This window comes from Aerococcus sp. L_32 (assembly GCF_050689315.1).
Map to the genome: position 1 here is coordinate 1 of NZ_JBOEQF010000203.1, position 3,810 is coordinate 3,810.

Below are 3,810 nucleotides of genomic sequence, written 5' to 3' on the forward strand. Positions count from 1 at the left end.
ATCTTTATCTCACTCGATAAGCGGTTAGAAAAGGCAGCCTATGCTGACCAAATTGCTGATGTGATGCCGGATGCTCTAAACATGCAGACGGTAAAACTTCAGGAATTGAAGCGGATAGATTAAAAATATGTTAGAATAGACCTACAAAAGGGGCAAGAGATCATGAAACGCAAATTATTTTCCATTTTGATCGCCGTAATGGTGATTTATTTAGTAGGGTCCACATATATTTACGCGAATTCGCAACAAATGGTGGCTAGTGCAGAAGCAGAAACGACGAAAGTCGCAAAGGATGCTGGCTTAACCAATATCACTGATTTTTATGTATTTAACAAAGATGAAACGTATTATGCCGTTATGGGCGAAAATAGTGAAGGGCGCCAAGTTTATTTTGCCTACCAACCCGATACTGATAACCAGAAAATGGGCTTTGTAGATGAGATGGTTAACGAAGATAATGCCTTTTCACTGACAAGATACGAAATGCCTGATGTCAATGTAAGAACAGCCAACCTCGGTATCGAAAACGATACATTCGTGTGGGAAGTTTCATTCACAGATTCAGACGGCCGTCTTGGCTACCATTACATCAATGCAACAACTGGTGAATGGTACGAAACCATCAACGACTTATAGGAGGAATGAGGCTATGGAATTAGCAAATAGAATTAAAAAAATGCAGGGGTCACAAACATCAGCTGCTGCAGCTAAGGCTCGTGCACTACAAGCACAAGGAATTGACGTCATCTCACTAGCAGTAGGGGAACCAGATTTTAACACCCCAAACTATATCCTAGAACAAGTAAAAGAGGATATGTCTGCAGGGCGCGGTCACCATTACACCGATTCAACAGGGATTACAGCTTTAAAGCAAGCCATCATTGACTATCATGCTGAATATGATAAGGTCAACTACACGTTAGATCAAGTCTTTATTGCCGATGGGGCGAAGATGGTCCTTTATTACACTTTCCAATCCCTTTTAAACGAGGGGGATGAAGTCTTAATCCCAGCACCTTACTGGGTGAGCTACGTGGATCAAGTGAAGATGGCAGACGGGGTACCAGTGATTTTTGAAACATCATCAAGTGATAACTTTAGAATCACCCCAGAATTGTTAGACCAACATGTGACTGACAAAACAAAATTACTAGTCTTAAATACACCGTCAAACCCAACAGGGGCGATTATGAGTGAAGATGACGCCCGCGCAGTAGCCCAATACTGTTTAGACCACAACATCCTAGTGGTTGCCGATGAAATATACTACCGTTTAGTCTACAACGGCCATCAATCACAATCGATTGCAGCTATTTCACCGGAAGTTAAAGAAAATACCATCGTGATTAATGGTTTCTCAAAAGCCTATGCGATGACAGGTTGGCGTTTAGGCTATGCCTTAGCGGACAACAAATATGTTGGCGCTTTTGCTAAATTGGCTAGTCAAATCAACTCAAACCCAGCAGGTATCAGTCAATTTGCAGCCTTAGCCGCCTTAACTGGTCCTCGTGAAGAGGCCGTTGAAGCCATGCGTAAAGAATTTGAAAACCGCCTAAATGCGGCCTACGAAGAAGTATTAACGATTCCGGGCTTTAGGTTAGATTTCAAACCGCAAGGGGCATTTTACCTATTCCCAGATGCAACTGAAACTGCTAGATTATGTGGCTATGAATCAGTAACTGACTTAGCCAATGCCTTCATCGATGAAGCACATGTTGTTGGTGTGCCTGGTGTGGCCTTTGGAAAGGCAGACCATATTCGTTTTTCATACGCAACCAACGAAGAAACATTTGCAGAAGCCATGAAACGTATCCGTGAATTTGTCCAAGGGAAAATGGCTAAATAATAGAGGCAATTTTTATCTGATAAAATACGCATAAAAAAGTTAGGTTACTTTATAGACCTAACTTTTTTGTATTATAATAGACCTGATAGCAACCCAGCGGACCGGTTATTTTTCAAGAAATGAATAACACGACGGTAGATGAAATAGATAAGCAAGTAAAACGATAAAAGGAGGGTGCTGCATGCAAAGAGAATACTATACAGTCCTACGCAACCGTATTTTAGAATCATACCACCGGTTGAACATCTCAAATGAAGAAATGATGCTTTTAATCCACTTTTTAACTTTCCAACAAGCAGGTGAAGACTTTCCAGCTATTTCCCTGATTGGTCGGCGAATGAATGTAAAAGACCAACAACTTTATGACATGATCCAGTCTTTAATTGAACGAGGCTTTCTAAGTATCCCCTCTTATAAGAATGATCAAGGTAAATCGGTTGAGTATTATTCCTTGGATCCTCTCTACCAAAAAATCATGCAATTGGATAAAGTAGACGAAAGTGAACGATTTAAAGAGGCTAAAGCCACTAAAGAGGGCGAAGTGTTCGACATGATTCAAGTCGAGTTTGGTCGTCAATTATCGCCAATTGAATACCAAAGGATTAGTGATTGGTTCAAGAAAGACGGTTATGACCCGGACGTCGTCAAGGAAGCCTTGAAAGAATCCGTCTTAAACAATGTCTATTCCTTGAATTATATGGACCGGATCTTATTAAACTGGTCTAAACGTAAACAGACTCAAGCGAATGATTCAGCAGGTTTCAGCAAGCAAAAAGCTCAAACCCAAGACCTCCCACCGGTGCCAGTCACCAAATGGCTAAATAAATAATTTTTCAGAAAAATCATTAAATATGGAAGAGGAGGGCTTAGCCGTGACTGAATTACCTTTAAAAACCAAAGCAGAAACAATCGCTATCCTAGATGAGTTAGATAAACTATACCCCAACCCAAAAACCATGTTGGACTATCAAACCCCATTCCAATTAGTGATAGCGGTTCTGATGTCCGCGCAAACGACTGATGTGGCGGTCAATAAAGTGACGCCCGACTTATTTGCTAAGTATCCGGACCCAGACCATATGGCTGAAGCGGACTTAGCAGATTTAGAATCCTATATAAAAACGATTGGTCTTTACCATAACAAGGCCAAGAATATGAAGAAGACAGCCATCATACTTCGCGACGAATTCAATGGACAGGTACCCAAAACCCGGGAAGAATTGATACAATTACCGGGTGTTGGTCGGAAAACAGCCAACGTCGTCTTAAGTGAAGCCTTTGGGATCCCGACAATCGCGGTCGATACCCACGTTGAACGGGTGACCAAGCGGATGGGCATTGTCGACCCGGATGCCAGCGTTAGACAAACGGAAGAAACCTTGATGGCGAAAATCCCTAAAGAAAGATGGCGGGATGCCCACCACCAATTCATTTATTTTGGCCGAGAATACTGCACTGCCCGTAATCCTAAATGTGCATCTGACCCGAAGATTGCTTTCTGTGAATGTCGAAAGCTCAAATAAATATCGGATTTTTGAAAGCTAAAAGAGCCTGTTAGTTACAGAACGTCACTTGATTAATATTTTGAAGTTGGGTATATTTATGAACAAGCAAATGAAAGAGAAGGTGAAAACATGCCTGCAGAACATGACGGGACGCAAACAGCTGAAAGTTTACACGCCTTACGTGTCCACTTAAAAGGGAGTCAATACATCCTTGAAGTGCTTAAAAAAGATATGCGTAAGAAAGGTTTAAGTGAAAACGAGTTTACAGTCTTAGAGTTACTATATAATCGTGGTCAACAACCCATCCAACAGATTGGTAAACGGATCCTGATTCCATCATCAAGCTTAACTTACGTGATTGATCGCTTAGAGGATAAGGGTTTTGTTGAACGTACGCATAATCCTGAAGACCGTCGAGTGATCTATGCTAAAATCACAAAACTAGGCCGCGAGAAAATG

At 41.5% G+C, this 3,810-nt stretch carries 5 protein-coding genes; all 5 read left to right on the forward strand.

Features of this window, described 5'->3' with window-relative positions:
* The first annotated feature begins 162 nt into the window (after nucleotides 1-162).
* Complete coding sequence (locus ACRCJ0_RS10380) at nucleotides 163-636, forward strand: DUF5590 domain-containing protein (RefSeq protein ID WP_431390388.1); 474 nt, start codon at nucleotides 163-165, stop codon at nucleotides 634-636.
* A 13-nt stretch (nucleotides 637-649) separates the two neighbouring features.
* Entirely contained in the window at nucleotides 650-1,846 is a 1,197-nt protein-coding gene (locus ACRCJ0_RS10385) for a pyridoxal phosphate-dependent aminotransferase (protein ID WP_431390389.1), read from the forward strand.
* 181 nt (nucleotides 1,847-2,027) lie between these two features.
* Nucleotides 2,028-2,675 carry a DnaD domain protein gene (locus tag ACRCJ0_RS10390; protein WP_431390390.1) on the forward strand — a complete coding sequence of 216 codons (648 nt, stop codon included), beginning with the start codon at nucleotides 2,028-2,030 and terminating at the stop codon, nucleotides 2,673-2,675.
* Between the two features lie 22 nt (nucleotides 2,676-2,697).
* Complete coding sequence (gene nth, locus ACRCJ0_RS10395) at nucleotides 2,698-3,369, forward strand: endonuclease III (protein WP_431390391.1); 672 nt, start codon at nucleotides 2,698-2,700, stop codon at nucleotides 3,367-3,369.
* A gap of 111 nt (nucleotides 3,370-3,480) precedes the next feature.
* A partial coding sequence (locus ACRCJ0_RS10400; RefSeq protein WP_431390392.1) for a MarR family transcriptional regulator occupies nucleotides 3,481-3,810 on the forward strand: 330 nt, incomplete at its 3' end.

Bases quoted from the DNA above. Each gene is read 5' to 3' on its own strand.
- ACRCJ0_RS10380 (WP_431390388.1), top strand. From the start codon at position 163: ATGAAACGCAAATTATTTTCCATTTTGATCGCCGTAATGGTGATTTAT.
- ACRCJ0_RS10385 (WP_431390389.1), top strand. From the start codon at position 650: ATGGAATTAGCAAATAGAATTAAAAAAATGCAGGGGTCACAAACATCA.
- ACRCJ0_RS10390 (WP_431390390.1), top strand. From the start codon at position 2,028: ATGCAAAGAGAATACTATACAGTCCTACGCAACCGTATTTTAGAATCA.
- nth (WP_431390391.1), top strand. From the start codon at position 2,698: ATGGAAGAGGAGGGCTTAGCCGTGACTGAATTACCTTTAAAAACCAAA.